General features: G+C 44.8%; 16 protein-coding genes and 4 tRNA genes. 4 read left to right on the top strand and 16 right to left on the bottom strand.

Annotated features, from left to right (window positions below):
• Positions 1–127: 127 nt before the first annotated feature.
• The 9 genes from RJ41_RS18310 to dnaQ all read right to left on the bottom strand — a co-directional run bounded on the left by RJ41_RS18310 (position 128) and on the right by dnaQ (position 6,889).
• Complete coding sequence (locus RJ41_RS18310; RefSeq protein WP_039223917.1) at positions 128–1,354, bottom strand: lipoprotein-releasing ABC transporter permease subunit; 1,227 nt, start codon at positions 1,352–1,354, stop codon at positions 128–130.
• Entirely contained in the window at positions 1,341–2,051 is a 711-nt protein-coding gene (lolD, locus tag RJ41_RS18305; protein ID WP_039223914.1) for a lipoprotein-releasing ABC transporter ATP-binding protein LolD, read from the bottom strand. The genes RJ41_RS18310 and lolD overlap by 14 nt, the downstream gene beginning before the upstream one ends.
• A 77-nt stretch (positions 2,052–2,128) precedes the next feature.
• A complete protein-coding gene (locus RJ41_RS18300) occupies positions 2,129–3,691 on the bottom strand; it encodes an EAL domain-containing protein (RefSeq protein WP_039223911.1) in 1,563 nt (520 codons plus the stop codon).
• A gap of 311 nt (positions 3,692–4,002) precedes the next feature.
• Positions 4,003–4,079: transfer RNA gene (locus RJ41_RS18295), tRNA-Asp, on the bottom strand.
• A 31-nt stretch (positions 4,080–4,110) separates the two neighbouring features.
• A tRNA-Asp gene (locus tag RJ41_RS18290) sits at positions 4,111–4,187 on the bottom strand.
• A gap of 30 nt (positions 4,188–4,217) precedes the next feature.
• A tRNA-Asp gene (locus RJ41_RS18285) sits at positions 4,218–4,294 on the bottom strand.
• A gap of 29 nt (positions 4,295–4,323) precedes the next feature.
• Positions 4,324–4,400 (bottom strand) — tRNA-Asp (locus tag RJ41_RS18280).
• Between the two features lie 215 nt (positions 4,401–4,615).
• The gene (locus tag RJ41_RS18275) at positions 4,616–6,115 is read right to left on the bottom strand and encodes a TIGR03503 family protein (RefSeq protein ID WP_039224141.1); all 1,500 of its coding nucleotides are present in this window, start codon (positions 6,113–6,115) and stop codon (positions 4,616–4,618) included.
• A 54-nt stretch (positions 6,116–6,169) separates the two neighbouring features.
• Positions 6,170–6,889, bottom strand: a complete 720-nt coding sequence (gene dnaQ, locus RJ41_RS18270; RefSeq protein WP_039223908.1) for a DNA polymerase III subunit epsilon — start codon at positions 6,887–6,889, stop codon at positions 6,170–6,172.
• 111 nt (positions 6,890–7,000) lie between these two features.
• On the opposite strand from dnaQ, the gene rnhA reads away from it, so the two are divergent.
• A complete protein-coding gene (gene rnhA / locus RJ41_RS18265; protein WP_039223905.1) occupies positions 7,001–7,471 on the top strand; it encodes a ribonuclease HI in 471 nt (156 codons plus the stop codon).
• Between the two features lie 85 nt (positions 7,472–7,556).
• Here the strand turns inward: rnhA and RJ41_RS18260 are convergent, their stop codons facing one another.
• Positions 7,557–8,534, bottom strand: a complete 978-nt coding sequence (locus RJ41_RS18260) for an NAD(P)H-quinone oxidoreductase (RefSeq protein ID WP_039223902.1) — start codon at positions 8,532–8,534, stop codon at positions 7,557–7,559.
• A gap of 214 nt (positions 8,535–8,748) precedes the next feature.
• Between RJ41_RS18260 and RJ41_RS18255 the strand changes: the two genes are divergently transcribed.
• Positions 8,749–9,942, top strand: a complete 1,194-nt coding sequence (locus RJ41_RS18255; RefSeq protein WP_039223898.1) for a class I SAM-dependent rRNA methyltransferase — start codon at positions 8,749–8,751, stop codon at positions 9,940–9,942.
• A gap of 109 nt (positions 9,943–10,051) precedes the next feature.
• Here RJ41_RS18255 and RJ41_RS18250 read toward each other — a convergent pair whose 3' ends face one another.
• The 6 genes from RJ41_RS18250 to RJ41_RS18225 all read right to left on the bottom strand — a co-directional run bounded on the left by RJ41_RS18250 (position 10,052) and on the right by RJ41_RS18225 (position 19,240).
• Complete coding sequence (locus RJ41_RS18250; protein ID WP_039223895.1) at positions 10,052–10,309, bottom strand: DUF2061 domain-containing protein; 258 nt, start codon at positions 10,307–10,309, stop codon at positions 10,052–10,054.
• A gap of 189 nt (positions 10,310–10,498) precedes the next feature.
• Positions 10,499–10,801 carry a PilZ domain-containing protein gene (locus RJ41_RS18245; protein ID WP_039223891.1) on the bottom strand — a complete coding sequence of 101 codons (303 nt, stop codon included), beginning with the start codon at positions 10,799–10,801 and terminating at the stop codon, positions 10,499–10,501.
• 319 nt (positions 10,802–11,120) lie between these two features.
• Positions 11,121–15,116: an ATP-dependent RNA helicase HrpA gene (hrpA, locus tag RJ41_RS18240; protein ID WP_039223887.1), complete on the bottom strand. Its 3,996-nt coding sequence runs from the start codon at positions 15,114–15,116 to the stop codon at positions 11,121–11,123.
• 100 nt (positions 15,117–15,216) lie between these two features.
• Positions 15,217–16,563, bottom strand: a complete 1,347-nt coding sequence (locus tag RJ41_RS18235; RefSeq protein WP_039223884.1) for a Na+/H+ antiporter NhaC family protein — start codon at positions 16,561–16,563, stop codon at positions 15,217–15,219.
• A 464-nt stretch (positions 16,564–17,027) separates the two neighbouring features.
• Complete coding sequence (locus RJ41_RS18230) at positions 17,028–18,266, bottom strand: helix-turn-helix domain-containing protein (RefSeq protein WP_039224138.1); 1,239 nt, start codon at positions 18,264–18,266, stop codon at positions 17,028–17,030.
• A gap of 62 nt (positions 18,267–18,328) precedes the next feature.
• Positions 18,329–19,240, bottom strand: coding sequence for a diguanylate cyclase domain-containing protein (locus tag RJ41_RS18225; protein WP_039223881.1), 912 nt, complete (start codon positions 19,238–19,240; stop codon positions 18,329–18,331).
• Between the two features lie 373 nt (positions 19,241–19,613).
• On the opposite strand from RJ41_RS18225, the gene RJ41_RS18220 reads away from it, so the two are divergent.
• Positions 19,614–22,319: a TonB-dependent receptor gene (locus RJ41_RS18220; RefSeq protein WP_039223878.1), complete on the top strand. Its 2,706-nt coding sequence runs from the start codon at positions 19,614–19,616 to the stop codon at positions 22,317–22,319.
• Positions 22,320–22,400: 81 nt separating this feature from the next.
• Entirely contained in the window at positions 22,401–23,513 is a 1,113-nt protein-coding gene (locus RJ41_RS18215; RefSeq protein WP_084081967.1) for a metallophosphoesterase, read from the top strand.
• Position 23,514: the final 1 nt, after the last annotated feature.

Here is a 23,514-nt window from a genome sequence, read left to right as displayed (position 1 = left end):
CTACAGCCATTACCCGCATTAATTCGATACCGTCTTTGTGCCAGAGAAACCGCCAGTTTGTCCATATGGCCAAACAGCAAAGCCTAGACAAACTAACATAGGGTTTAACAGGTTGGTGCGTTATTGCCTAGTGAAGCGCTGAAGACGGCAACACTTTTGCTGCTTTTTGCGCCGGATATAAAGTTGCGCCAATACTCAAAAACATGGCGACCACAACTGTTATCACAACATCTTGCCAATGTAAGCTTGAAGGTAGAAAGTCAATAAAATATATATCTCCGGAGAGTATCTCTACGCCTAAGGCTGATTCGATAAAACGAACAATATCCGAAAGATTTGGTGCGACGAGCAAGGCAAGCGTTACGCCAACTACAATGCCAATGAGCCCGTTAATGGCCCCCTGCAATACAAAAGTCCTACGTATTAAGCGGTCAGAGGCTCCCATTGTTTTCAATATCGCAATAGCGGCCTGTTTGTCTCTGACAGCCATAACTAATGACGACACTATGTTAAAACAAGCTACAGATATAACGAGAATAAGCGCTATATAGACCACTGCCCTTACAAGCTGAATGTCGTTATATAAATGCCCTTGGGTACGTGTCCAATCAGACATATAAACGGCTTGGGGGTAGCTATAACCAATATCTCGCATGATATCGTAGGCAGAAAACGGGTCATTAAGAGTAAACTGAATACCCTGGGCCTTAGATGTAATACCGATGGAGTCCGATGCCGTAGCTAAATGCATTAGCCCAAGTTGGTTGTCTAACTCTCCGCCAACAGACAGCATACCTGCGATAGTTAACGTAATGGAGCGAGGCGCTTTAAAGGTTAAATCTTGAGTAGTTTGGGGAATCAATACTTGCACAGTGTCCCCAATGGCTAGGCCCATCGATGACATGATGCCCTTACCTACAATGAGGCCATTTTCTTGCGCCGAAAACCGTTCCCAGTCCTCATTCGCCACCCTTTCGGCATATTTATCGGCAACTTGAGTTACCGGAATACCTGTTACGCTAATGGCTTTTAACTCACCTTTAGACTGCAGCATACCCGTTAAACGTGTGTAGGCCGTCACAGATGCGATTCTGCTATCTTGGGAGAACCGGTAAAGCTGTGCATCTAAATTCTCGATTCCACTCTCGCTTTTGCTGTATATCTCTCCGTGAGGGACTACGCTCAAAATACGACTCGTCAGTTCTTTTTCAAAGCCGTTCATAACGCTTAGCAAAACGATAAGTACGAAACAGCCTAACCCTATACCTATGGTAGAAGACATAGAGATGAAGGAGATAAAGCGCTGTTCTGAACGTGTCTTCCTAAATCTTTTAGCCAGTTCAAGGGCGAGCATTTTGCTCCTCCTTTGACAGTGCTTCGCTGACTAACCGGCCATCTTTAATTTTCAACACCCTGTCCATTTTTGCAGCTAGCGAAATATCGTGAGTCACCACCACAAAAGCAGTGCCCTTTTTCTCGCTTAAGCTTGTCAAAAGCTTATAAATTTGTTCACCCGTAGAATCATCCAAATTCCCGGTGGGCTCATCTGCAAGCACAACAGAGGGTTCGGTTACTAATGCCCGCGCTATTGCCACACGCTGTCTTTCGCCTCCCGACATCGTCGAGGGTAAATGGTCCGCTCGATGAGAAAGTCCAACTTCGTCTAACATAACCTTAGCTTTACTGTGCGCTGCTTTTGTCGGTAGCCCTCTTATTCTCAGCGGCATGGCGACGTTTTCTAGCGCAGTGAATTCACCAAGCAAATGGTGGAACTGATAAATGAAACCCATTTCGTCATTGCGAAGTTTCGCCAGCGCATTACCACTTAATTTACCCAATGATTTACCATTGAATTCAACATCGCCACTAGAAGGCTTGTCTAATCCCCCAAGTATATGTAATAACGTACTTTTCCCCGAGCCAGAGCTGCCCAATATGGCAACATGTTCACCAGCTTTTATTGAAAGAGAGACATCGTGTAAAACGGGGGTGGCATTACTGCCATCTTGATAGGTTTTGTTAATATTGCGGCAAATTAGCACGTCCTGCATGCGACTGTTCTTCTTAATTTTCCAGACGGTGAATGGTAGCGCTAAACACTACCAACACCAACTGAAAAATAACAGCGCTAAAGCGTGTTATGTGTGTCTTGTACGGTTTTAGCTAGCGAATCGGCAGACTGAGGCTTGCCAAACAACCACCCTTGCCCAAAGCCAATGGTTAAACTTTTCAGCTCATTGCATTGATCTATGTTCTCAACGCCTTCGGCAATCAAGTCAACATTTAGTCCTTCGGCAATACTGACAATATGCGGGATGAGTGATGAGCGAATACTGTTATCTTCCATATCCATTACGAAACTTCGGTCGATTTTAAGATAGTCACAGTTCAATGTTTTAAGCTGACTTAAGTTGGAGTAACCAACACCAAAATCGTCAATAGCAAACAAGAACCCTTTGCTTTTGAGAGACTTGATATGTTTAACGGCACTATGAGTAGCTATCTGTTCGTCCTCAGTAATTTCCAAAACCAACTTAAAGTTTTTGACGTTCATCTCAAGAACAAAATCTAAGTCTAAACAATCTTCTCTTGTAAAATCAAAAGGAAAAAGATTAAACGATACCTTGAACCCTTCAGGAATATTCGGGTTTTCGTTAAGCTCTTTCATTGCTGTTGTTATCATATCTATGGTGAATTCCCACGTCATATCTTGCTCTTTGACTTGAGGAATAAACTCATCAGGATAAATAGGCCCGAATTCGTCTTCAAACCTACTCAGCACTTCGCAACCAATGACTTTACCGGTATCTAAATCAACAAAAGGCTGATAGAGGCTGTAGAACTTATGTTCTTTAAAGCCTTTACTCACACGAGATTCCAAAGAGCGGCGACGGCGTAAATAATTAAACATTACCATATGCGTTAACGCTGCGGTCATCAACATGGCAAAGACAAATAAGACGATTTTCCCAGAGTGTAAATCTAATACTCTCCCGTGATCAGATTTCACTTTTAAGCAAGTATTGTTGTAGCGCTCGTCACACAATATAAACTGTAATGAGAAATAGCCTGTCCGCGCATTCATTTCATCCCTACTAAGTCTTGTGTCAACCAAGCCAGGATTACCTGCTATATGATAAAATTGATCGCCATTGTAAAAAAGCTGCCAATCTTGTGTGTAGCTGTAGCCAATTACACTGTCCATGTCTAATACGGCGTTGTAGCGCCCACGCTGTACAATGGTGCCCGTAGCCTGCTTATCGAAAAGTTGCAAAGGTGTATTTATCCAAAATGCATCGCCAAGCTGCGTATAAAAGTCAGGCTCAACTTCTTTAAACGGCGTATCTAGAATACCAAGATAAGTACTACACTTAAGTTTATTATTCTCATAAAAACCAATCTCTTTTACAAAACGAGACCGGAATAAGGTTTTGCGCATTTCGGCCAAATTATCGAGCTCGCAGGACTGGTAAGGCAATGCATTAAGGTAATCGAGAGTAATTTCAGCATCTCTGAAGACAAGACGAACATTGTCCAAAATTTCTTTGGCTCGGCTTTCTTCTTGTTCTTTGATAAACACAAACATAACGATGGCAAGAATAAGTGTTACCAAAGCTACGCTTAATAGAGAAACGCCAATCGCTTTTAAGTTATCTGCAAGGAAATACCGTTTTTGATCGCTTTTGTTCATAGTTTCCATTGTTATTAAGCACTAACGATTTAACTGTAGTACAGATTCAAAAAAACACACTACGACTTTAGGTCACATGTTACTGTTTGTAGGTTAGTTTTTGACGTACTGACGTTGAGTGCATAGTTTTGGCCTGCATAAGGCAAGGTGTTCAAACAACGAAAGATAAAAGCAAATTGAATATTGGAAAGCCGTATCTGAAATAATACAAATGGACTACTAGCGCCGTATTTAAATTATACTTGGAGAAGATAGATGTATTTTTGAGAGAACCCTGAACGGGAAATTTGTAATAGAAAGCATATCATTAATGGCGGAGCGGACGGGACTCGAACCCGCGACCCCCGGCGTGACAGGCCGGTATTCTAACCAACTGAACTACCGCTCCGCATAATGGGAAGCGCGCTTTATTCGACTAATGGCGGAGCGGACGGGACTCGAACCCGCGACCCCCGGCGTGACAGGCCGGTATTCTAACCAACTGAACTACCGCTCCACATAATCGAGATTGCGCTGTATAACTAAATGGCGGAGCGGACGGGACTCGAACCCGCGACCCCCGGCGTGACAGGCCGGTATTCTAACCAACTGAACTACCGCTCCGAAGACATTTAATTATACCATTGAAAGAGTGGCGGAGCGGACGGGACTCGAACCCGCGACCCCCGGCGTGACAGGCCGGTATTCTAACCAACTGAACTACCGCTCCACATCTTCAATGTTATCAGTAAGTTGACTTGGCTGTTGTTGCCCTGTCCCCTGACTGCGGCGCAGATAATACGTATTCCCCTATGTGGAGTCAACGCTTTTTATTAATAAAATTGTCATCTGCGGTTTGTTTGCCTGTTAAATAGGCATTATGTCGAAATAAAATTCAAACTGGGTGATTTAGCAACACTTCATCACATGATTAATAAAAGGGATTTAGGGCTTTTCAGATTTGCCCCTTTTCTTAAACATGCCTAACAGCTTTTTAAAACCTTTTGGCGCTTCATCCATGGAAAGATCGGCATCAGTCGTGGTTGATGCTTGCTTTGTTGGGGTGGGCGACGATTTTGGAGACGTGCTGCGCTTTTTACGCATAAAAATAATGACAACGGCAGCAAGCATGCCGATCAACACAATTGAACCGTTCACCGCGATTAATAGCATCGTCAAGGTACCGTCATCCATTTCATCTTGCGAGGACTGATCGTCTGGCATCACGGACGCGGGGGTCGTTTCTGGCGACGCAACTAACGGCGCACTTCCGTCGACTATTGGGTCTTTTCCATTTATTAATGGATCTTCAACTTCAGGCTCTTGGGGACCCTCAGCGACAAAACTAAATTCAGGCACATCCAAAATGAAGTCTCGCCCGTTCACTGTTGTTCCATACGCAGTAATCTTTACTCTAAAAATGCCTTTCTCATAGGCAACAATTAGATGCTCACGAGGCTCACTCCCCCCTTCAGTTAAAGAAAAGTTCTGCATGTCTGCATTGGGGAACTTTACTTTTCCATCCACAAGTAAAGACTCAATATCCACGAGCTCCCGATCAACATCAATTATGATCTTGTGATAGCCATCACCACCGCCATTCATTTCGGCGTCAATAGAAACAGGGTTGTTATGTAAGACAATCGGTTGGCTTTCTTGCTCACGGGTATACATGGGAGTAATAACGCGAAAAACGGGCTTCCACTCACCCGCCGGTATTTTTAAATTAAATTGCCCGGTAAAGACACCATCTGCTGGGCGTTCGTCCATTCCTCGGCCGTCGTCTTGAAACGTAGCAATATTTTGATCGCCTGTACCGAAATTTCCGAAGTTAGGATTGTTCGTGCTTTTAAATTCAATATCGAGCTCAACCACATCTCTAAACTGTTTGTTATCAATCGGCTCGCCGTTATTCGTGAGATACGCCGTAGATTTTAAAATTTCACCGGCAAACAAAACGTTAGGTAACGGGTCCGCATGTAACTCAATGTTCGATATCACCATGACACGGCTTTCTGGCAACACCTGACCAACAGCCTGCCACGGCCCTGGAACTGGGTTTTTAATGGTGATCATGTCGAAGGTGTCGGCATCGAACCACTCTACTTTCTCTTCGTCCACCCGCCCTTGAAACAGTTTAGAACCATCAGGCCTTACAAGTACTACTGGGGCAGAGCCATATTCTCTGAAGAAAACCATAGTGATTTCTTCAACGTTATAATCAACGCGAAATCGGTTTTGTAGGAGTTTGATTGAATTTGTGTAGCTATCGCCTAAGTCAGTAAGCGGCGAGGTATCGACATTTTGATTATTTGACTGAGGATTTTGTACCGCACTATCTGCAAGCTGCCTTGCAGCATCGCGCTCGTCCTCTAGCGACTGAGCGCCAGCGGTTAAGTGTATAAACAATGATAAAAGAATTACCCAATAAAACCACACTCTCACGCTACGCTGCTCCTGCATTGTTTGGCTGCTTTATTTCTATTTGATTATGTTCTGCTAAGACACCTCTTCAGGCTGAGGACGCCATAAGCATTTGCCACCCGCTTTTTCCACTATGTCCAAGCGAGCCTCGTGCTGTGTTATTTCATCGGCGGTAGCTTTAATAACCTTTAATTTATTTGCGCTTCGCTTAACTCTTCGTATCGCGGTGGAATCAGCATCACTGCCAGAGCTAGATGCTAGTTTAAGTTTAGTCTGCCCACCGGTCATTAACAGGTAAACATCTGCTAGAATTTCCGCATCCAGCAAAGCGCCGTGAAGAGTTCGATGACTGTTGTCTATACCATAGCGCTTACACAACGCATCGAGGTTGTTTTTCTGGCCAGGGTGCATTTGGCGAGCAAGGGTCAGCGTATCAAGTACATCACAGATTTGATTGGTAATGACGCCCTTTGTTGACGTTTCCATACCAAACTCGTGATCCATAAAGCCCACATCGAAGGGGGCGTTATGAATAACAAGCTGTGCCCCTTTGATAAAGTTAACAAACTCCTGAGCCACCTGAGAAAATGTAGGCTTGTCGGCAAGAAATTCATTGGTTATACCGTGAACTTCAATTGCCTCTTGTTCAATGTGACGGCCCGGGTTGATGTAAACGTGAAAGTGATTCCCCGTCAAACGGCGGTTAACAACTTCAACACACCCTATTTCGATAATGCGGTGGCCTTCTTTGGGGTCAATACCTGTGGTTTCAGTATCGAGAACAATTTGGCGCATGGAACCTCTACTATAATTGCACTTTCATTTTTTGATAGTATATCAATCCCTTCGCAATCCGCTAAGGGAAAAGATACGATAAATTACGCTAGTTAAATCAAAGGAAACCTTGTGGCTCAAAAGACCATTCATATATACACCGACGGCTCATGCTTGGGTAATCCAGGACCGGGCGGGTACGGCGCTGTGTTAATTTATAAGCAACACAGAAAAGAGTTGAGCGATGGCTTTGCCCACACCACTAACAATCGCATGGAACTCTTAGCCCCTATCGAAGCACTTAATAGCTTAAATGAACCTTGCAACGTCGAATTGACCACCGACAGTCAGTACGTAAAAAACGGCATTAATCAGTGGATCCATAACTGGCGCAAAAATGGTTGGCGCACGGCTGACAAGAAGCCAGTAAAGAATGCAGATTTGTGGCAACGTTTAGATGAAGCGGTAAAAAAGCACAAAATTAACTGGCATTGGGTGAAAGGTCATTCGGGTCACCCCGAAAACGAGCGCTGTGATGATCTTGCACGCGGTGCTGCAGAGGCAAACCCAACAAAGCCTGATGAAGGCTTTATTGGAAAGTAGCATACCTCCGCGAAGTGTCTTTACTGCGAGCCATTACTAAAAGCTCTCACCGATAGCTTTTATCAAAGACGTTTACCTCGAACTTTTACCACGAAAGCACCAACTTGCCCTGTGTATCGTTGTTTTCCAATCGCGCATGAGGCTTGTCGATGTCATCAATGCTGTAATGGGTATCGATGTTTACATTTAGCTCTTTATTTTCAAAAGCGGGCAAACATACGTTGGAAAAGTCACGTACCAAGTCCGCTTTATACTCGTCACTCCGATTTCTCAGTGTAGTTCCAATAATCGAAGCTCTTTTACCCAACAGCATTGCCATGTCGAGATTATCGGCGTAACGTCCTGCGAGCATAGCTAAATAAACCACTTTTCCATCTTGCTTTAGTATTTTGAGGTTTCGGTTTAAGTAGTCACCACCTACCATATCAAGCACCATATCAACCCCTTCAGGCCACACTTTTTTAAGAACGTCATCAAACTGCTGCTTTTTGTAGTTAATAAGGTGCTCTGCACCATTGTTTTCACAAAGGGTAAGCTTATCTTGGCTTGACGCTGTTACGGCACTATGTACGCCCCAATATCGACATAGCTGAGTGGCGGCCAATCCCACACCACTTGCGCCCCCGTGTATCAAGGCGCGTTCAGCGGGCTTAATGTGAGCAATGGTGCGCAAACACTGAAATGCGGTAAGGAAAACTTCGGCAAGACCTGCTGCTTCAAAAAATGGCATGCCCTTTGGGATAATCATTAGGTGGGCAGGATTAACAATGACTTCAGTAGCATAGCCACCACCGGCAACCAAACCAAATACTTCATCTCCCTCTTTAAAGGTACTCACATCACGGGCAACTTCTGTTACAACGCCAGCGACCTCTAATCCGAGGATTTCACTTTCCCCTGGCGGAGGTGGATAGTTGCCTTGGCGCTGCAACGTATCTGCTCGATTTACACCGAATGCTTTGACCTCTACTTTTACTTTTCCTGATGTTAGAGATAAACCTTCGCATTCCTTAACAACCAACTCGCTTGGGGTACATCCCTTTTCAAAATCCACATAGCGCATACTTTGCCCCTAATCCTAGTCTTAAAATTTTAATCGTAATGTATCTACGTACTTCAATAACAATCAGTTTGGGGTTCTTATGAGTTTATACCAACCCAGATTGGTATTATTAAACACAGAACCTCTGAAAATGCGTATAATCGCGGCCATTACCGTAAGCATCTAGAATGGCTTACATCAAATATATATTGTTTAAATTACCACGAGAGCCTACATGTCAGCACAGGTCATATTACAACCATCCAGAGATAAATCACTTCGCCGTAAACACCCGTGGATTTTCGAGAGCGCCGTGGCTGAGCTAAAAGGCCGTGCTCGAGTTGGCGATACGGTAGATGTTTTCGACTCTGAAGGCGACTGGCTAGGGCGAGGCGCTTACTCGCCAAATTCTAAAATTCGCGTTCGCATGTGGACGTTTAAAAAAGAAGAAAGCATTGATAATGGCTTCTTCCTGCGCCGCTTAGAAACTGCGCTAAACCTGCGTAAGCGCTTGTTTGACCCAACCCAAACGAATGCGTTTCGTTGGGTAGCGTCTGAAAGTGATGGCCTTCCCGGTATTACGATTGATCTCTACGACAATGTGGCCGTGGTACAGCTTCTAAGCGCTGGCGGTGAAAAGCACCGAGATAAAATTGTATGGGCAATCACCAAGCTAATGCCTGATGTTCACATCTATGAGCGCAGTGACGTTGATGTACGTAAAAAAGAAGGGCTAGAGCCTGTAACAGGCGTGCTTCACGGCGAGCCACCAATGCAGGTTACAGTAAAAGAAAACGGTATTAATATCGTTGTTGATATAGAACAGGGTCATAAAACCGGTTTTTATCTCGATCAGCGTGATAGCCGTGCCGCCGCTGCACATTACGCGAAAGATGCTGACGTACTCAACTGTTTTAGCTACACAGGTACGTTTTCATGTTACGCACTCTCTGGCGGTGCTAAATCCGTGACTAACGTTGATGTATCTCAGCCTGCTCTCGATTTAGCCAAACACCATGTAGCCATCAATGGTTTAGACGAAAACAAAGCCAATTACGTAAATCAAGACGTGTTTAAGGCACTCAGGGAGTATCACGAGCAGGGCAAACAGTTTGATATGGTCATACTCGACCCACCAAAGTTTGTCGATAGCAAGGCAACATTAAACCGTGCTGCCCGCGGCTATAAAGACATTAATATGTACGGTATCCATGCGGTTAAATCTGGCGGTCTGCTGCTTACATTTAGCTGCTCAGGCCTCATGCCGGCAGATCTGTTCCAGAAAGTTGTCGCCGACGCTGCACTTGATGCAGGCCGCACTATTAAAATTATTGCAAGGCTCAATCAAGCGTCTGACCACCCTATCATTGGCAGCTACCCTGAAGGCTACTATTTGAAAGGTCTAGTTTGTGAAGTCACCGACGATTAGAAATGAAAAAGCGCCCTCGTTGTTATAAGAACTTGGGCGCTGATTTCACTTATTGAATTAACAATATATTATGCAAATAGCTTAAAAAGCGAGCAATAAACCTTACGTTTTAAGAAGCGAAGGTTACATCATTTTGGGAAAAGCCATTCGATAGCTGCAGTGAAGACTCACTTGCTTGCCCTTCAGTAACCTCCTCTTTACTCTCCAATTTTTTCCATACCATTTCGTGGAAATAAAATGCTACGGTATTAACCGCTGGCTCGACCAAGGCCACTGCACCGCCCACTATTAGGCTACCTGTTAGTAAGTAAGCAACGGTGAATGCAACCGAAAAGTGCATGACTGCAAAGGTAAATGTCTTTTTCATAATAATCGCTCTCTCAAAAGTTTAAATTTGTTTGCTTTCGCATTAATGAGAATTATTATCAATTGAGGATGGAAGTTAAAATAGAAAAAATTGAACGGCTTATTCGAAATACTGAATGAAAATAATGTCTCGTGTATTACGACTGAATGGGGCGAAGGGGGGAGCTTCGCCTAAGTAACAGAAAAGTGACTACTTCATCTGAGAAATTTCAACACCTATTATGCAACTAGACTCAGATTCAGGCTTACAGCGAACAACAGTCGCCAACGCGGCCAAAGAGGGAATTTGAGAACTAGATGATTCGATAGCCACACTCACCTGAGTGCCTACTTCAATCGAGGGTTCATCAACCTCTAAAGACATACCAGTAGCGCTGATATCTCTACACATTGCCTGCATGGTGCGGCTCGACTCATCGTCAGTAATTTGCAACTGACAAGGCGAATTTACCATCATCCTGAAAAAATTTCGCTTATCGTCGTATCCCAACATGTCTACATCTCCCGATTTTTAGCTTTACGCTTTCGACTACACTGTTGTTATAGGGTGATGACGATAACTTGTCAATCGAACTGTCCAAAATTTATTCAGCAATATTGTAAAAATGATATTGGTCTTACCTCAATCGTACGTTGAAACATAGCCATTGGGTAATTGCATTAGGTATTTTCTACTCTGTGAATGGGTCGATGCCACGCCCGCTTGGTGGCGAGCGTGCCTGTTGTCATGAAAAAAATTGATGCATATACACTTAAGATCCTATTCGCGCCCTACCCCCTGCGCGTCAAATGGATATTTACCGTTCTCGGCCTTAAAAGTCCGCCAAATGAAGCGTAATGCGCTTCGCCGAAATCGGGTAAGCCGTTCCGAGTTGTTGCGCAAACAAAGAAACCCGCAGTTCTTCTATCATCCAGCGCACGTCATTAAGCGCTTGAGGCACTTTACCTTTGGGGTACTTGCTGCACGCTTTTTCCCATTCTTTAATCGACTTTTCTACCGTGACCTGATGCATTCTGTCTTTGTTAGGATCGATGGGAAGCTTTTCCAAACGGCGGGCTAGGCCCTTAATATAGCGATTCCAATCATCTAATCGGCTCTCGCCAATTTCAGAAACAAAACCAGGAAAAACTAGTGATGCCAAGTGGGCTTTGCAGTCACCTAGGGCGTTTATCATAGTCAGCGGCACATTACCTTTCATTTGCTTTTGGCACTGGTGCGCAAGGGTAAGCCCCTGCTCCACTTGTTTGGCAATCTCTAACACTCTGTCATTAATGTTGGCACGAGCAATCTCTAAACAGGCTTCAAAATCGGCTTTGCTGCGAATGTCGGTGTTATTGGTTTTGCAGTAATCACTGACAATGGCGTCGATACCCGCAAAAATACAATCATCAATTAGCGCCTTCACTTGTCCAAATGGGTTGAAATACAAACCCAGTTTGGCTTTGTTAGGTAATTTGCTTTGTAAGTAATTAAGCGGCGACGGCATGGCGTTCTTAATCAAGACGTTCACGCCTTGCTTATGCAGCACTTGGGCTTTATCTGCTTCTTCAATGAGCGCAATATCTACCTTATCGCCCTTTTGTACCAGCGCTGGGAACGCCTGAACTTCAAACCCGCCTACTTTCTGCACGAAGGTTTCTGGCAAGCTTTCGAAATCCCATTGTTCTATGTTATTTCGCTCTAACTCCGGTGTTGCGGCTTTCTCAAAGGTTTGTTTCACCTGCCCTGCACACTGTTGTTTAAGCGCGTGCAGGTCGTCACCTTTGGCAATGTCATCACCGTTGTCATTAACTACCGCAAAGTGCATTTTCAAATGCTTATCAAGCTGATCTAGATTCCACTCTTCGCTCTCAATAATTACGCCCGTCATTTTGCGTAACTTATCGGTTACAGCTTCAAGCAGCGGCACCGGACGGTTGTTCTTATCTGTTTCACTGATATCAGCAAGGCACGCCTCAGCAAAATTAGGCGCAGGCACAAAGTTACGACGCAAGCGTTTAGGCAAGGTTTTAATTAAACCCACAATTAGGTCGTGCCTTAGCCCCGGCACCAGCCAATCAAAACCTACGTTATCAACTTGATTGAGCACAGGCAGCGGGATGACAACAGTTACGCCATCGTCTTCAGCATTAGGTTCGAAGTTATAGCGTAGCGGCAGCGTAATATTGCCCTGGCGCCATACATCAGGAAACGCGTTCGCTACCGATTGCCCCGGCTGCTGTCGATATACGTCTTCTTCTTTAAACGTTAAACTGTCGTTGCTTCCGTGCTGTCTAAACCACTTTTTAAACGCCGCGTCGTTATTGGCTTCAACCGGAATACGCTTTGCATAAAAGCTTACAAGCTCTTCATCATCGACTATCAAATCGCGACGACGGGTCTTTTGTTCAAACTCGTCAGCCTGCTCAAGCAGCGCCTGATTTTCCTGTAAGAAGCTGTAATTGAGCTTAGTATTGCCCTCTACTAACGCTTCGCGGATAAATAGCTCGTGGCAAATTGGCGGGTCGATAAGGCTATAAACCTTCGCACGCTTCATCACTATGGGTAACCCGAACAAAGTTACTTTTTCAAAGGCAATCACCGCGCCGCGCTTTTTAGACCAGTGTGGCTCTGAATAGCTTCTTTGCACAACATGCTCGGCCAAAGGCTCTACCCATGCTGGGTCAATTTTTGCCACCATACGAGCAAATAGCTTAGAGGTTTCTACAAGCTCAGCTGCCATTACCCATTTTGGCTGAGACTTTGATAGCCCTGAACCCGGGAAAATAAGAAAGCGCGAATTGCGCGAGCCCATATACTCGCGCTCTTTATCTTTAAAGCCCATGTGAGACAGCAAGCCGCTGGCGATGGCTTGGTGAATAGCCTGATAGTCGGCTTCATGCTTTGAAATGCCAAAGCCCAGCTCAGCGATAGACTTTTTGAGCTGGCTAACAATGTCCTGCCACTCACGCATACGTAAATAGTTGATGAAATTTTGCTTACACCATTTGCGCAATTGGTTTTGACTCAGTGCGTTTTGCTGCTCTCTAAACGCCACCCACAAGTTGTAAAGACTGATAAAGTCAGAATCTTTATCGTGGTATTCGCTGTGCTTCTCGTCTGCTTGCTGGCGTTTTTCCTGTGGACGCTCCCGCGGGTCTTGAATTGAAAGTCCCGCTGCAATCACCATGACTTCGCTAAGCGCATTAGTACGCTCTGCTTCAATCACCATACGAGCATAGCGAGGGTCTATAGGTAAACGTGCTACTTGACGACCTAACGGAGTAAGCTGCATTTTGCCGCTTTGCTTGGTTTTTCGGTTATCTTTGCCTTTCGCGATAGCTTGAATTTCTTCAAGTAAACGGAAACCGTCGTTGATATTGCGGTTATCAGGCGGCTGAACAAATGGAAACGCAGCGATGTCGCCTAACCCTAAAGCAAGCATTTGCAAAATAACCGACGCTAAGTTGGTTCGTAGGATCTCTGGGTCAGTAAATTCTGGGCGGCCTAAATAGTCTTCTTCACTGTAAAGACGAATACAAATACCGTCAGACACACGGCCGCATCGCCCTGCCCGCTGATTCGCTGACGCCTGAGATATTGGCTCAATAGGTAAACGCTGCACTTTACTTCTGGCGCTGTAGCGTGAAATACGGGCAAACCCCGGGTCAATGACGTATTTAATGCCAGGCACCGTGAGCGAGGTCTCTGCCACGTTGGTAGCAAGTACAATGCGTCTGCCGCTGTGAGACTGAAATATGCGGTTTTGCTCTGCCGCCGACAACCTCGCATACAGCGGAACAATTTCAGTGTTGCGATAATGCTGTTTGCTCAAGGCATCTTGGGTGTCGCGTATCTCGCGCTCCCCGCTTAAGAACACTAAGATATCGCCCGGTGCTTCACGCATTAGCTCGTCGACTGCGTTTACGATGGCGTCACTTTGATCAATATCGTCATCATTGTCTTCTGGCGCGTGGTAACGAATTTCTACCGGATAGGTACGTCCGCTTACTTCGATAATCGGCGCATTGTTAAAATGCTTAGAGAAACGTTCTGGGTCGATGGTGGCAGAGGTGATGATGAGTTTTAAATCAGGGCGCTTATCTAAAAGCTGACGCAAATAGCCTAACAAAAAGTCGATATTAAGGCTTCGCTCGTGGGCTTCATCGATAATGATAGTATCGTATTGATTTAAAAAGCGGTCTTGCTGCATTTCAGCTAGCAGCATACCGTCGGTCATAAGCTTAACGTAGCTTCGCTCGCTAACCTGATCGCTAAAGCGAATTTTAAAACCTACCTTTTCGCCAAGCGGCGTGTTGAGCTCTTCGGCTATACGAGTGGCTACACTTCGCGCCGCTAATCGTCTTGGCTGGGTGTGGGCTATCATGCCATTTACACCGCGACCTAACTCTAAGCATATCTTAGGTAACTGCGTAGTTTTACCCGACCCAGTCTCACCCGCAACAATAACGACTTGGTTATTCGCAATCGCTTCTTTAATATCTTCTTTTTTATCGCTAACTGGCAGCGGTGGGTATTCAACTTTAGGAAGGTTGTCTTTACGCCATTGGCGTTTTTCTATCGATGCATCGATGTCGCCTTCAAGTTTTTCAAACTGTGCTTTTAAGCTTTCTTCGCTAACCGCGCTGTCACGTTTTGAAGCTTTTGGATTAGCAGCTTTTTTCTCCGCGCCTTTTCCGTCAATACCAGATGTACCATTCACTTTTTGTGCAAGCTGCGTAATGCGTCGCTTTAAACGAAACTTATCTGCGCTTAAACAATCGTCTAGTTTGTTGTAAAGAGGTTTTATTGCAAGTGGTGAAGACAAAGTGACATCCTAAAGCGTGTTTCTAATCATCAATAAAATTCGGGCGGTGATCCTAGAAGATACCGCCCTAAAAAGCCAGTGTGTTAAGCGTTACGAGAATTTAAGCGCTTTGGGTTAATTCATCGTCCTGCGGCGTTTTAAAACGGGGAAAACCGAACCAAATGGCCGCTACACCAAACACAAAAATCAGCATGGGATACCAGCAGTACGGCGTAATAGCTAATGGTGAAATACCCACTACGGCCGCGGCACTTAAAAGCTGCGCCCCGTAAGGGACTAAACCTTGGAAACTGCACGAAAAGATATCCAAAAGTGATGCCGTACGACGAGGGTCGACGCCGTATTTTTCATTCAGGTCTTTTGCAATTGGACCAGCGGTAACAATCGCAATAGTGTTGTTCGCCGTTGTAATGTCCAAAAAGCTAACTAAGCCAGCAATACTGAACTCAGCGCCTTTCTTTGACGTGACTTTACGGGTCAAACGCTCGATTAACCAGGTTATACCGCCGTTAGCGTGCATAAGTGCCACAATACCGCCTATGGTTATGGCAATCATCGCTAAGTCCTGCATCCAGCCCATCCCTTTTTGAATGCTTTGCATCATTGAAAGTGGCGTAAAGCTTCCTTGTAGCAAGCCTACTACGCAGGCACTGGCAATACCCACTGCAAGTACGCTAATGACGTTAAACCCTGTTAGCGCAAAAGCGATAATGCACAAGTAAGGCACTATGCGCCAAAAATCGTAGCTGCCGCCTTCAACGATGCCAGAAGTATCAACATCCACCATAAGCAGCAACGCCATGGTGACGATGCATGCCGGCACAGCAACCATTAAGTTTGCCTTGAACTTGTCTTTAAGCTGAACGCCTTGGGTACGGGTTGCGGCAATGGTGGTGTCTGAAACAAACGAGAGGTTATCACCGAACATTGCGCCCCCCACCACAATACCTAGCGCCATTTCTACCGGCAGCCCCAAACTTGTGGCAAGGCCTGCACCTATTGGCGAGAGCGCAGTGATGGTACCCATGGAAGTACCCATTGAAAATGATATGAAACAGCAAATCAAAAAGAGGCCTGGCAATATAAGTGCGGAAGGCACAAATTGCAGCGCCATATTAACCGTGGCATCCCGAGCGCCAATATCAATAGTTACCGCATAAAACGCACCGGCTAACAGGAATATAAGCACTAAAAGAATAATGTTTTTATCACCGCCGCCTTTACAAAACGTTTGTACTTTTTCAGAGAAGCTGACCTTTTTCCCTTTCGGATTTAAACATAGGCCATACCCAGCGCTGATAAAAAACGCCACCAAAATAGGCATCGCAGTAATATCGTTTGTGGTAATTCCTGTCACTACAACAAGTATTACAAAAAGCAAAATGGGCGTTAAACCTAACGGGTTGGGTGCGATAGAATTTGGTGCAATGTCATTATTTTCGTGCACAGAACACTCTCTTTTGGGTTTTATTGCGTGACAGCAAAGGTTTAAAGGCTACGCTGAAAAGCCACCTGCTGGTTGCGAGTGCGTAAAAAAAGCTTCAACGAAACCATAACGTGACGGTTTTTGACGGTGAAAAGCTAAAGCTGCAAAGGATAAAAGGTTTTTACGGTATTGAAAAGACATTTACTTACCAATGACTATGTCCATAACAGACCGTACAGATAATTACCCTCTCAATGAGACTCAAAAAGTTTGTAATTGCGTCGTATCACGGCAGGTATACTAGTTCTAGATTGAGATGACGTGACAAAGAGTATTGCGTTGTTTAAGAAGTGAGCCTCCAACCATCTTGTTGTCGGGGCCAGCTTCACACAGTTATTTAGTAGGGTTAATCGTGCACTGAGATGTTATGTTACAAAGGCCTTATGCTTCACAAATAAGAAGCGAACACGATTTACGGTTTCTGATTAACTTCTAAGTTCGCTAGGGGTTTTACCTGTCAGTCGTTTTACCGTACGACGAAAGTTAGGCAAATCGTTAATGCCCATTGCGTTGGCAGCAGCCTCGTTACTCACCTTGTATACCGATAAAAGCAAAAGCGCATGATTGCGCTGAACTTCTTCGGACAGCGTGCGATAGCTAGTGCCGTACTCTTTTAATTTCCGTTTTAGCGTAGCTACGCTGACTGCTAAGGTTTCCGCTAGCTCGGGCAACCCGATATTTGGCGACTGTGTATTTGAGGATGTACAAACGTAATGCCTCACAAAATCAGGCAAAGACAAGCGGTATTGCTGTTCAATAGAAGTCCCTCCCTTCGTTTGCATTGAACTGTTACTTGATAAATCTTTCAGAGAAGCGTGCGATTCAACAAAATCTGTCGGCTGAGCCGTCAGCCCTAAGGGTTGGCTTGTTACCCCTTTTTCAATGCAAATACTGTTAAAAAGGCTATTAAACGATAATTTAAGCCCAAGGTGCGTTTCATAGTCAGCAATATTCTTCGGTCGACTGCATGTGAAGGTAAAAGACAAAGGTATTCGCTTGTTCGCAACATTTTTAATGAGCGCCACCAGCGTTGCAAATGCCACTTCAAGAGTGAACGGAAGCTGTTTGCTGCAAGTGCCTGTAAACTGGGGCACTAGTATTATTTTGTCGTTACTTTCAAACCGCTGAAACTGACATAGCGGTAAGCTACACCACCTAAATGTTGGGTGTTGAATAAGGTGTAAAAGTAGCTGCTCAATATTTTCACATGTTTTAAGCACGTGCAGCGGACTAGCAAGCCACTGCGAAGCGAAAGCTCCACCCAATAAAAAACTGACATCATTACCTTTGGTTTGACTATGAACATTGACTAGCAGCGATGAATATTGGTTTATGCTTATTAGCGAATTGGGTTGTAACGACTCCTCAAAAATGCCTGTACCGCGCAAGAATTTATTCTTATTACCGCCACGAGAGAGCGCCACATTAAGTACCGCCCGCACTAACCAATATCCAACGATGACTTTATTTTGGCTAGACATCACTACCTGCTCGCGACCAGCACTATCACTACCAGTGACACCCACGCCTAAATCATCAGCATCCCCTTTTGCAGAGACACCCATGCTAGATATGCGTGTTGAATGGTAGCGCCCAGCACCGGAAGCTGCATCTTCGTTTGCAGAATCTCGCAGTGCGTTAATTCGTGGTAACGTTAAATCCATTAGATATTCAGCGCAGGCTTCTTCGTGCACATACACAAGCTACTTTCACCAATCTGACCAACCTACGCTGCACTGTCATGAGAACGCTCAAGCTCAAAGAGCATGGTGTTTAGCACAGTCGCAAGGCGCTGATTAGGTAACAACGTTACTTGAGTACTGCGTGCGGTGGTATAAATGGCGTTGGCATTGAGACTATGTCTAAAAGCAAGGTGCTGAATACTTACTTTGATATCATTCAGGATGACATCGGCCTGCATGGGCGAGACGTCTGGCATCAAAATAGCAAACCTATCACCAGCGTAACGACACGCTAGATCTTGCTGCCGCAAATTCATAACCACCAATTGTGCAATGTCGTGCAGATACCTGTCGCCTTCTGTGTATCCATACTTTTGATTAAACTTAGAGAAGTTATTGATATCGATGATGGCAATTACAGCTGACTTTCCGGAATGCTGTAATTTATTTATTTGTGCTTTCCAATACTCTGCACGGTAAAGTTGAGTAATAGGATCGATAGCATCGTGATCCCGAACGTCCCATTCACGACGTCGTAATTGCAAATTTAACGCGCGCTGCTCTAGGTGCCACTGATACAGTGCCGCGGTCATTACTACCATACCCACAGCCGCAGGATAAGACTCAATCATGCTTAGCCAATAAGCCTCTTCAGGATAATGAAAAAACTCATCCAAGAAATCTAAACTGACTGAAAATAGAAAGAAGCCGAGTCCTACCGTGAGAAGGCTCGTTACTTTACCTGGAGGACGGCTGGCAAGCGCAGCTAGCATCCACGCCAAAGTTAAAAAAGCAATGCTTCCCTCTCCCACAATATCGAGGCCTGATATCACGGTGCTTTCTTTTGCATTGCCAAACATAAAAGCCAGGCAAACCGCCAACGTTACCACGCAAAACGTAAATACCAGCCAAAGCTTGTGATGCCTAAATTGTGTTGAATTTGTAAAGGTAAACATAATGCTCTCTTTGGAAATCTCTAATATTGAATACATCACGCGCCAGTCCGCGGCTTACAGCGCCTAACATAAAACGAGAGTCTTGCCCAAATCTGATGAAACTGTCGAGGGTCAGTTTGGCTCATCAATGTGACATCTTGATGGCAAGCAATTCAAAGAACGCGAAAAAAGAAACATAAATCAATTAAAATCATAACCTTAAGCCAGGGTCAATTTAGCTCACCGAATTGAGAGTTAGCGACAATTTGCGCAAGTAAGCCCCTTGCTCCATCAAATCGTCATATAACTGTCATGGAGCATTCTTAGGGTACTTAGTCATTAACTTAGCACTTACTTCACACTCCTATTGACTGCTTAATTGATTGGAAAATAAATGAAAATTAAAACCGCGTATTCCTCCCTTACACTTGCCTGCGTAGCGGCGTTAGGCCTTAGCGTTGCGTCGCCTGCTTTAGCGGCTGATGGTGTCATTATTGGTTCAGTAAAAGACGCCGCCAAAGCACGCAGCTATACAGGCGCACAAATCAAACTTATCGAGCTAGGGCTTGTGACCGAAGCTGGCAGAGACGGTACGTTTCGCTTCCCTTCTATTCCTGAAGGCACTTATACCTTAGAAATCTCTTATCTAGGTGAAGATACCGTCACGCAAACGATTAACGTGACAGACAATGGTATTGCTCGTGCTGCCGTCGAATTTGGTAGCGGCAATACCATCGACGAGATTCTGGTGCGCGGCCAACGAAGCGGACAGGCAAGCGCCATTAACCAACAACGCGTATCTGACCGTATCTCGTCTATTGTTTCGGCAGACGCTATTGGCCAATTTCCTGATCAGAATGCTGCGGAATCGCTACAACGTTTGCCGGGCCTCTCTATAGAACGTGACCAAGGCGAAGGTCGCTTTGTGGGAATTCGCGGTATCGACCCAAACCTTAATAACGTAACCATCAATGGCCTAAATATCCCTTCGCCGGAGTCAGGCGTGCGCTCTGTTGCACTTGACGTTATTCCCTCAGAACTCATTCAAACATTAGAAGTATCGAAATCTGTAACCCCAGATATGGATGGCGATGCCATTGGTGGCTCGGTGGCGGTAAAAAGTGTAAGTGCATTCGATAAAGCCCGTGATACCGCAAGCGTTACTGTACAAGCAAGTCAAAATGATTTAGTGGATAAAACCAGCCCAAAGCTGTCTGGCACCTTTACTAAAAAGCTTTCATCTGAATGGGGTGTGGCCGGCGCTATCTCTTACTTTGACAGAGACTTTGGTTCGGATAACGTTGAAAGTAATGGTGATGACGAGTTGGAGCAACGTGACTACACAATCACTCGCGAACGTTTAGGTAGTGCGCTGAACATTGATTTTCGCCCCGACTTCAACAACCAGTATTTCCTTCGCACACTTTACAGCGAGTTTTCTGATGACGAATACCGTCAAGGCAATATTTTCATTTTTGACGGTGAGGACTCGGAAATAGAAAGAGAAAGCAAAGATCGTTACGAAAGTCAGAGCATCTTTACTGTGGCACTAGGTGGTGAGCACCAATTAGAGACGTGGAAAGCAAACTGGCAACTTGGTTATGCAAAATCTGATGAAGACGAACCAGACGCTTTGTACTATGTCTTTAAAACAGAAAACGACAGTATTGACTCTGATTTAAATTCCATGCGCCCAACAATATCGCAAAACGCTGATGCCATGGACTTATCTACCTACGAGGTAGATGAAATCAGTTTTGAAGATAACTACACCAAAGATACAGAAACCAGTTTTAAATTTGATGCCGCACGCCCTGTTAATTTAGGTGGCTATATTGGTGAATTCAAATTCGGTTCGAAATACCGCAGCAGAGAAAAAGACAGAGACAGCAGCATCACGATATTTGATGGCGACTTTGACGGGCTAGATGCCTCTCAGTTTGGTACTGCTAGCCCAGAGTATGCACTCGATGATTTCGGTCCTGGGCTTAACCGGGGCGTAATGCGCAGCTACTTTAACGATAACCGCTCAAGCCTTGAAGTAGACAGCCTTAATTCAGAAGTTGAGTCTCGCGGTGCCACATATGTAAATGAAGAAGATATTTTTGCCGCCTACGTAATGGGCAGTGTTGCTATTGAAAAGCTTAACTTGGTTGCCGGTATTCGCTATGAGCGTACCGACTTTTCAACATCAGGCATGCGCGTAGAGCTTGTTGAAAACGAACAAACCAATGTAGAAGAAGTGATTAACACACCATGGGAAGCTGAGCGCGATTATGACTACTGGCTACCGAGTGTAAACGCCAGATATACGTTTTCTGACAAACTACAGCTTCGTGCCGCCTACACTCAAACCATTTCACGTCCAAAATTTGAAGATGTGGCTGCGTTTCAAATTATCGAAAGTAAAACCGAAGAAGACGATGGCATTTTCGTTACAGAACGTGAGGCAGAAGTCGGCAACCCAGAACTTCAGCCTTATGAAGCACAAAACGTTGATTTGTCAATTGAATACTACCCTGGTGACATAGGCGTAATTTCAGCAGGTTTGTTCTATAAGACTATCGACAACTTTGTTGTGTATGCAGATGTTGCAGGTACCACTGGGTGGGAAGGCTTTGAAGAAGTTATTCAGCCAATTAACGGCGACTCTGCTGACTTGACCGGCTTGGAGCTTTCTTGGGTCAAAGCGTTTAATAACGGGTTTATTGTATCTGCAAACGCCACTTTTACCGACTCTGAAGCGACAACTTTCTTAGACGGCGAAACGTTCGAAACCCAATTGCCGAATCAGTCTGATCGCATTGGTAACTTAACCATTGGTTACGAAGCGAATGATTTCAGCGTACGACTTGCCACCACGTATAAAAGTGAAAACTTTGAAGAAATTGACGGTGATATGCTGAGATTTGAAGATGACCATGTACAGATTGATTTCATGGCCCGTTATTACATTAACGACAGCATGCAGGTGTATTTCAACGGCATTAACCTAGGTGACGAGCCTTTCTATAACTACTTTGATACACGTAGTCAAAACGCGCAGTACGAGGAGTATGGCCGTACCTTTGAGCTAGGTTTTACTTGGCAGCTAAATTAATCACTTTTATTTGTTGTTAATGTTCAGGTGTTCGCAAGCTTTTTTCATGGGGCTTGCGCCATCTGCTTTTGAGAGTCTTTCATGCAAGTTTTACCCACATTTCTCCCTACCACAAAGCCAACATTGGCAACCTTGTTTGCGGTTGCGTTTTGTTTCACTTGCAGCCTTACTTCAGAGTGTGTAGAGGCAGAGCAAACAAACCCAGTTCATTCCGTGGCAAAAACTAACGCTTTTAATAATGCGACCGCTACCAACGAGCAGTACTCACGTAATTATTATGCGCACACCACTATAGAAGGCTTATCGGTACCGGATAACGCGGTTTCTTTTTTAACGTTAGGTGATTGGGGCCGTAACGGTCACTTTTATCAAAAACACGTTGCTAAATGGCTAGATATTGCAAGTTACCAACTAGATGCAGAATTTATCGCCACCACCGGCGATAACTTCTACGACAACGGTGTAGCCTCAATTGATGACCCTTACTGGCTGTCTTCTTACGAAAACATTTACCATCAACCTCATTTATTCATAGATTGGTACCCTGTGCTAGGTAACCATGACTATCGAGGAAACTGGCAGGCGCAAATAGATTACAGCAATAAGAGTCGACGATGGGAAATGCCGGCTCAGTATTACAGCAAAACCTTAATACTTGACGACGGAAGCTCAGCTCTCTTGTTGTTTATCGATACGTCGCCGCTAAACCCCGACTATGCAGGGGAAGCTAAATACCAGGAAGCTTACTCACAAGGAGCGTCTGAGCAGCTTGTTTGGATAAATACTATGCTGGACAAAGAGCAATACACTTGGAAAGTTGTCATTGGCCATCATCCACTTTATTCAAGTGGTAAACGCTTCGGCAAAACAGACGCTATCAAAGACGTGTTAGAACCTATTTTTCACGAACATGGCGTAAACCTTTATATTGCTGGGCACGAGCACGACCTTCAACACAACCAATTACCCGGGGATGATCTGGTGCACGTAGTATCCGGTGGCGGCTCAGAAGTGCGCCCTGTTGGTAACTACGACTTTACGCAATTCTCAAAATCGACGGGCGGCTTTGTCAGTGTGAGCATGACAGCTAAAAACATCTTCCTTAATTATATCGACCATAACGGAAAGACAATTTATACACATACAATGAATAACACCCACACAGCATCTTTGCCGAACACGACTCAGGATTAAA

This window comes from Alteromonas marina (assembly GCF_000808575.1).
Classification (GTDB): Bacteria; Pseudomonadota; Gammaproteobacteria; order Enterobacterales; family Alteromonadaceae; genus Alteromonas; species Alteromonas marina_A.
This window is presented reverse-complemented; position numbering and strand designations above follow the sequence as displayed.

Coding starts and splice junctions, on each gene's coding strand:
- RJ41_RS18310 (WP_039223917.1), bottom strand. CDS start 1,354: ATGCTCGCCCTTGAACTGGCTAAAAGATTTAGGAAGACACGTTCAGAA.
- RJ41_RS18250 (WP_039223895.1), bottom strand. CDS start 10,309: ATGAAAAAGACATTTACCTTTGCAGTCATGCACTTTTCGGTTGCATTC.
- RJ41_RS18245 (WP_039223891.1), bottom strand. CDS start 10,801: ATGTTGGGATACGACGATAAGCGAAATTTTTTCAGGATGATGGTAAAT.
- lolD (WP_039223914.1), bottom strand. CDS start 2,051: ATGCAGGACGTGCTAATTTGCCGCAATATTAACAAAACCTATCAAGAT.
- RJ41_RS18300 (WP_039223911.1), bottom strand. CDS start 3,691: ATGAACAAAAGCGATCAAAAACGGTATTTCCTTGCAGATAACTTAAAA.
- dnaQ (WP_039223908.1), bottom strand. CDS start 6,889: ATGCGCCAAATTGTTCTCGATACTGAAACCACAGGTATTGACCCCAAA.
- RJ41_RS18215 (WP_084081967.1), top strand. CDS start 22,401: ATGCAAGTTTTACCCACATTTCTCCCTACCACAAAGCCAACATTGGCA.
- RJ41_RS18255 (WP_039223898.1), top strand. CDS start 8,749: ATGTCAGCACAGGTCATATTACAACCATCCAGAGATAAATCACTTCGC.
- RJ41_RS18260 (WP_039223902.1), bottom strand. CDS start 8,534: ATGCGCTATGTGGATTTTGAAAAGGGATGTACCCCAAGCGAGTTGGTT.
- RJ41_RS18230 (WP_039224138.1), bottom strand. CDS start 18,266: ATGGATTTAACGTTACCACGAATTAACGCACTGCGAGATTCTGCAAAC.
- RJ41_RS18225 (WP_039223881.1), bottom strand. CDS start 19,240: ATGTTTACCTTTACAAATTCAACACAATTTAGGCATCACAAGCTTTGG.
- RJ41_RS18220 (WP_039223878.1), top strand. CDS start 19,614: ATGAAAATTAAAACCGCGTATTCCTCCCTTACACTTGCCTGCGTAGCG.